This is a genomic window from Ruthenibacterium intestinale (genome assembly GCF_040096265.1).
Lineage (GTDB): Bacteria > Bacillota > Clostridia > Oscillospirales > Ruminococcaceae > Ruthenibacterium > Ruthenibacterium komagatae.
On record NZ_JBBMFA010000027.1, the window covers coordinates 1 to 5,571 of the forward strand.

The following is a 5,571-nucleotide window of genomic DNA, read 5'->3' on the forward strand; positions in this document are numbered from 1 at the left end:
GCCGCGCAGTTCTGCGCGGCCCCCGGTTTGCTGTTGGCAGACAGCGGCGGATGTGGTAAGATAAAGCCACAGACTGGAGGAGAAACACATGAACCGGACATCCCCGTACGATAAGGTGTGCGCCGACTGCCCGTGCGCCCGCTCGGTGGCAGAGTACGCCCGCCGCAAGGGCCTTTCCTTTGCAAGGGCCAAGGCCGCTTTGGAACAGCAGATGCAGGGCCGCCCGCTGGAGGGCATCGGCCCCGTGGAGATCTGCCCCTGCACGCCCGACCGGGCCGCCGCGTGCCCGGTGTTCGCGCTGGTGCGCCGCCTGGCTGCCGGCTGCGGCCTGGAGCCCGCCCAATGGCTGGAGACCGCCGACGTGCTGATCGACGGCGAGTACGAGGGCCGGGCCCGGGATGTATCCGATGAAGAACCGGCCCCTGTGCCCGCCGCACCCGATCCCGCCATGCCCCAGCCGGACGTGTCCGGGGACATGCCCGGGGACACATCCGACTCCCCGGCGCCCGGCCCGTGGGCGGCCATCCGCGCCCGGTGGAAACTGTGGCTGGCCTGCGCCGGCGCGGCGCTGGTGCTGGCCCTGGGCCTGTGGGGCGCCTGGAAGCTGGGCTACGCCGCCTCGCTGGAGGCCAACGGCACCTATGCCGACGGGTACGCCGCGGCCAAGGCCGAGGGCACCTTTGAAGAGGGCCGCGCCGCCGGCTACGAGGAAGGCTACCAGACCGGCTACACCGAGGGCCTGCAGGAGGGCTTTGACCAGGGCAAGAGCACGGGGTATTCCGAGGGATATTCCGACGGAAGCGCCGACGTGCAGCAGGCCCACAGCGACGCCCAGCAGGCCATGGACGAGGTGGAGAACAACCGCCGTGCCACCCGGGTGTGGACACCCTGGCTGGGGTCGACCTACCATCTGGACCCGGACTGCCCCCGGCTGTGGGGCGGCGAAGAGACCACCCTGGGCGAGGCCGAGGACGCGGGCTATTCGCCCTGCTCCCGGTGCGCGAAAAACTGAACAGATTGGACGCAGAAAGCGGCCCTGCAGGTGCAGGGCCGCTTTTTTGTGCTTTTTTAAAACGTCACCGGCAGGGCGGCAGCTCGTAGGCGGGCAGGCTGCGCGCACAGCCGTTTTTCTCGTAAAAGGCACAGGCTTCCGGCTGCGCGCCGAAGTACAGCAGCGTGGGCGTGCTGGCCCGGGCCAGGGCCAGCAGGCGGCTGCCCACCCCCTGCCGCCGGTATTCCGGAAGCACCAGAATTTCGGGGATGGTGCCGAAAAAACAGCCGTCCGTGAGGATGCGCAGGCACCCCACCAGCGCGCCGCCGTCCCGGGCGGTGATGTTTTGGGTGCGGGCCAAAGCGGCTTCGGTCCGCACGGGGTCGTAATCGCCCGGCCAGACCCGGGCGGCCAGAGCCAGAAATTCCCGGGCGGTCAGGGCCCGGTCGTTTGCTGAAAATTCCATGCAGGTCCCTCCTTTGCATCGATCATGCGCCTTTTTTCAAGTTTTTTCAAGACAGCTCTGGCAAACTGGGGGCAGAAAAGGAGGTTTTTGTATGAAAAAACGGATGTTGGGGGCGCTGCCCGAAGAAGTGCAGCCCACGGCGGTGGAGAACCTGATGCCCGGGGGCACGGCGCTGGTGTCGGCCGTGGACAGCGGGGGCGAAGTGTGCCTGCTGGAGGGCGGCCCGGACCGGCCCTTTGCCCCGGTGCCGCTGCCGGAAGCGGGGGAGTGCGACGGGTTTCGGTCGCCCTGCCGCGCGGGCGACGGGCTGAGCCTGACGCTGACCCGGTATGAGACCTTCACGGACGGGCAGGGCCGCACCCAGACCACGGTGGTGCCGCTGCCCGTGGAAAACCGGATGTACGGGCCGGACGGGCAGGCGGCGGTCTGGGGCGACGGGCCTGCGGGCGACGTGTACACCACGCCGGTGAGCGACGGACAGCGGATGTACTGCGTGGACCTGACCGACAACGGGCTGGTGACCGTGGAGGCGGACGGCAGCTGGCGCAAAGAGGGCGTGCTGGAGGGCTGGAACGGCGGCGCGCTGTTTGCCCGGGACGGCCGGGTGTACTACCCCGGCAAAGACGGCGTGTGCTGCTGGGCTGCGCGCTGGGGCTGGCGCTGCACTGGTTTTTGTATTCCAGCCTGGTCACGCGTACCTTTGGCGTTCCCTGGTCGGTCCCCTGGCCGGAACTGGCGCTCATCGCCGGGGTCATCCTGCTGACCACCGCTCTCTCGGTGCGCGGCCCTGTCAGACGGCTGCGGGCGTTGCCCATCGTGGAAACCCTCACCGTGCAATAACTGCGCAGACAAAAACCGGGACCGCTGCCGCCTTACGGCGGGCTGCGGTCCCGGTCGCTGTGTGCTCAGGTGTTGTTCATTACGACGCGCTCCACTGTGTCGGCCACATGTTCGCAGGCGTCCATGCAGCTTTCCAGGTAGTGGTACACCTCGCGCCAGGCGATGACTTCGATGGGGTCGGTGCAGTTCTTGTGCAGCTTGCGCATACTGGCCAGGAACAGCCGGTCGCCCTGCTCCTCCAGATCGTTGATGCGTACCACATGGTCATGCAGCGTCTTGGAGTGCTTGAAGTCCGCCAGTTCCTTCACCAGCAGTTTGACTTCCTCACAGCACTGGATGACTTTCTGGGCCATTTCCAGCGCGTCGGGGCGGATGCTCTGGATGTTGTTGCAATAGATACGCTGGAGCACATCCTCGATCTTGTCGATCACATCGTCGATGTTGCCGGACAGCGTGGCGATATCCTCCCGCTCGATGGGGGTGATGAACGCTTTGACCAGCACGCTCTGCAGTTCATGCTTTTTTTCGTCGGCGCTGTGCTCGATCTTGTGGATCTCGTCCAGTTCCTGCCGGATGTTGGCGGGCTGGAAATTCTGCATCATCGCTTCCAGCAGATGGGCGGCACGGCAGGCATCTTCGGCGCAGGCCGAGAAGGTATCAAAATAGTAGGAATCCTGAACTTTCGCCATGATCGTTTCTCCTTGCTTTTTGTGTTGCGGTAACGGAACGGTACCCTGCTGCGGGGCATTTCCCCGCCGCCATACTCAGATGAGGAACATGAACAGCTTGGCCATGGCGAAGCTGATCAGGCCACAACCGGGGAACGTGAACACCCAGGTGAGCATCATATCCTTGACGACGCCGTAGTTGATGGCGGAAAGCCGCTTGACAGCCCCCACGCCCATGATGGCGCTGGTCTTGGTATGCGTGGTGGATACCGGGATGCCAAACAGGCTGGACAGCAGCAGGCAGAACGCCGCCGAGAGGTCCGCTGCAAAACCCTGGTATTTTTCCAGCCGGACCATGTCCATCCCCACGGACTTGATGATCTTCTCGCCGCCGACGCTGGTGCCCAGACCCATGACAGTACTGCACAACAGCATCAGCCAGACCGGGATGACCACCCCGCTGACGCTGGACTGCCCGTTGCAGAAGGCCACGCCCAGGAACAGTACGCCGATGAATTTCTGGCCATCCTGCGCGCCGTGCATAAAGCTCATGGCCGCCGCGCCGAAGATCTGCGCGTAGCGGAAGAAGCCGTTTGCCTTGCGGCGGTCCAGCCCGGCGCACACCCAGGTCAGCAGCTTGCAGATGAGCCAGCCGGAGCCGAAGCCCAGCAGCAGGCTCATGACAAGACCGTAGAGGACCTTGACCCACTCGGCCCCGTTGACGCCGCCCAGACCGTTGTTGATGGCGATGGCCGCGCCGGTCAGGCCGGCGATCAGGCTGTGGCTCTCGCTGGTGGGGATGCCGAACCAGGAAGCCGTGACGCTGTATACCACGATGGAAAACAGCGCCGCGCACAGCGCGATGAGGGCTTCGTTGGTGTTGCCGCCGAAGTCCACCATGTTGGAGATGGTGGAAGCGACGGAGGAGTTGATGCGGGTCATGACCAGCACACCGAGAAAGTTGAACCCGGCGCTGAGCAGGATGGCCGGACGGACCCGCATGCAGCGGGTGCTGATGCAGGTAGCGATGGCGTTGGGGGCGTCGGTCCATCCGTTGACGAAGATGACGCCCAGCGTGAGCGCCACGGTCATCAACAAAATGGGGTTGGAGGCCATCTGCTGGAGAAAATGCGACAGCGTTACATCCATGTACGAGTCTCCCTTGTATTCTTCTCTTTTCTCTTTTTCCTATTCTTTGATTGTAAAGGTGGGTGCAGCGTGGGTGCAGCGCACGGCGCTGCGTCGGTGGGGTCCGGCCCCACGGTTGCTATCATAACAGAAACGCCGACATTTTACAACGAAATTTTACGTGATTTTGACTGGCAGTTTACAGAAAATCCGTTGCCTGCCTGCTTTTTCCCGCTTCTTTCCAACATGCGGCCCTTATTTTTCGTCCGGGTCCCCTGCCCTGCAACAAAAAAGCCGGCCGCGCAAAGCCAAACATGACAGACAGGTGTCCGCTTTCTATGGTATAATACAGACAATGACAGAAGGGCGGTGGTGCCATGAAAATGGACCGGCTGATCGGCATATTGTCCATCCTTCTCCAGCAGGAGCGGATCACCGCGCCGGAACTGGCGGAGCAGTTCGAAGTGTCCCGCCGCACCATCCAGCGGGACATCGAAGCCCTGTGCCGGGCAGGTATCCCCGTCGTCACCGCACAGGGCGCCGGCGGCGGGATCTCCATCATGGAGGGATACCGGGTGGACCGAACGGTGCTCACCGCCCCGGAGATGCAGGCCATTCTGGCGGGGCTGCGCAGTCTGGACAGCGTCAGCGGCACCCGGCGCTATGCCCAGCTCATGGAAAAGCTGTCCGCCGGGAACCATACGCTGCTATCCGGCGGCACCCACCTGCTCATTGATCTGTCCTCATGGTACAAAAGCAGCCTTGCCCCGAAAATCGAAGCCATACAGAATGCCATGGAGCAGCACCACCTTGTGCATTTTACTTACGACGCGCCCAAGGGCACCTCGGTGCGCAGCGTGGAGCCTTATTACCTAGTCTTTCACTGGTCCACCTGGTATCTGTGGGGCTGGTGTCAAACCCGGCAGGACTTCCGCCTGTTCAAGCTCAACCGCATGACCGACCTTTCTAACGGAGAGCCCTTTTCACCTCGTCCGGCCCCTTTGCCGGACCTGGACCCGGAGCGGATTTATCCAACTCAATATCAGGTGTGTGTCCGCTTTGCCCCGACCTGCCGTTGGCGGCTGGTGGAAGAATACGGTGCAGACAGCTTTGCCGTACAGCCGGACGGCTCCTTGCTTTTTCGTCGAGGTTTCCCGGACGCGGACAGTGTAATCAGCTGGATTCTCACCTTTGGAGACGGTGCTGAGCTGCTGGGGCCGCTGGGCGGGCTGTGCCTGGGCTTTTGCACCGACTACCGGTATAAAACGGCCATGAACTGCTTCGGCGCGCTGACGCTGGGCGTGGGGCTGTACGGCTTGCAGGGCGCGGTGCTGCTGCGCCTGGCGGACACGGTGCTGGGCGTTACCTTCGCGCTGGTGTTCGCGGCGGTGTTCCACCGGCTGGCGGGGCGCTTTTTGCCCGGCGCGGAACAACAGACGGCATAAAAGAACAAGAGGGCGCGGTCTCGGGGACCGCGC

General features: G+C 63.6%; 6 protein-coding genes. 3 read left to right on the forward strand and 3 right to left on the reverse strand.

From position 1 onward, the window contains the following. Window positions 1-88 precede the first annotated feature (88 nt). On the forward strand, window positions 89-1,012 hold the full coding sequence (locus WMO24_RS00805) for a hypothetical protein (protein WP_349214181.1): 924 nt from the start codon (window positions 89-91) through the stop codon (window positions 1,010-1,012). 64 nt (window positions 1,013-1,076) lie between these two features. Here the strand turns inward: WMO24_RS00805 and WMO24_RS00810 are convergent, their stop codons facing one another. Further along, window positions 1,077-1,457 carry a GNAT family N-acetyltransferase gene (locus tag WMO24_RS00810; protein WP_349214182.1) on the reverse strand — a complete coding sequence of 127 codons (381 nt, stop codon included), beginning with the start codon at window positions 1,455-1,457 and terminating at the stop codon, window positions 1,077-1,079. A 91-nt stretch (window positions 1,458-1,548) separates the two neighbouring features. Here WMO24_RS00810 and WMO24_RS00815 point away from each other — a divergent pair, with 91 nt between their 5' ends. Continuing rightward, a complete protein-coding gene (locus WMO24_RS00815; protein ID WP_349214184.1) occupies window positions 1,549-2,220 on the forward strand; it encodes a hypothetical protein in 672 nt (223 codons plus the stop codon). 142 nt (window positions 2,221-2,362) lie between these two features. Here the strand turns inward: WMO24_RS00815 and WMO24_RS00820 are convergent, their stop codons facing one another. Together WMO24_RS00820 and WMO24_RS00825 are read right to left on the reverse strand one after the other, a co-directional pair. Further along, window positions 2,363-2,986 carry a DUF47 domain-containing protein gene (locus WMO24_RS00820; protein ID WP_295424591.1) on the reverse strand — a complete coding sequence of 208 codons (624 nt, stop codon included), beginning with the start codon at window positions 2,984-2,986 and terminating at the stop codon, window positions 2,363-2,365. A gap of 75 nt (window positions 2,987-3,061) precedes the next feature. Next, entirely contained in the window at window positions 3,062-4,114 is a 1,053-nt protein-coding gene (locus tag WMO24_RS00825) for an inorganic phosphate transporter (protein WP_349214186.1), read from the reverse strand. 356 nt (window positions 4,115-4,470) lie between these two features. Here WMO24_RS00825 and WMO24_RS00830 point away from each other — a divergent pair, with 356 nt between their 5' ends. After that, the gene (locus WMO24_RS00830) at window positions 4,471-5,538 is read left to right on the forward strand and encodes a helix-turn-helix transcriptional regulator (protein WP_459349900.1); all 1,068 of its coding nucleotides are present in this window, start codon (window positions 4,471-4,473) and stop codon (window positions 5,536-5,538) included. Window positions 5,539-5,571 lie beyond the last annotated feature (33 nt).

Coding starts and splice junctions, on each gene's coding strand:
- WMO24_RS00805 (WP_349214181.1), top strand. CDS start 89: ATGAACCGGACATCCCCGTACGATAAGGTGTGCGCCGACTGCCCGTGC.
- WMO24_RS00810 (WP_349214182.1), bottom strand. CDS start 1,457: ATGGAATTTTCAGCAAACGACCGGGCCCTGACCGCCCGGGAATTTCTG.
- WMO24_RS00815 (WP_349214184.1), top strand. CDS start 1,549: ATGAAAAAACGGATGTTGGGGGCGCTGCCCGAAGAAGTGCAGCCCACG.
- WMO24_RS00820 (WP_295424591.1), bottom strand. CDS start 2,986: ATGGCGAAAGTTCAGGATTCCTACTATTTTGATACCTTCTCGGCCTGC.
- WMO24_RS00825 (WP_349214186.1), bottom strand. CDS start 4,114: ATGGATGTAACGCTGTCGCATTTTCTCCAGCAGATGGCCTCCAACCCC.
- WMO24_RS00830 (WP_459349900.1), top strand. CDS start 4,471: ATGAAAATGGACCGGCTGATCGGCATATTGTCCATCCTTCTCCAGCAG.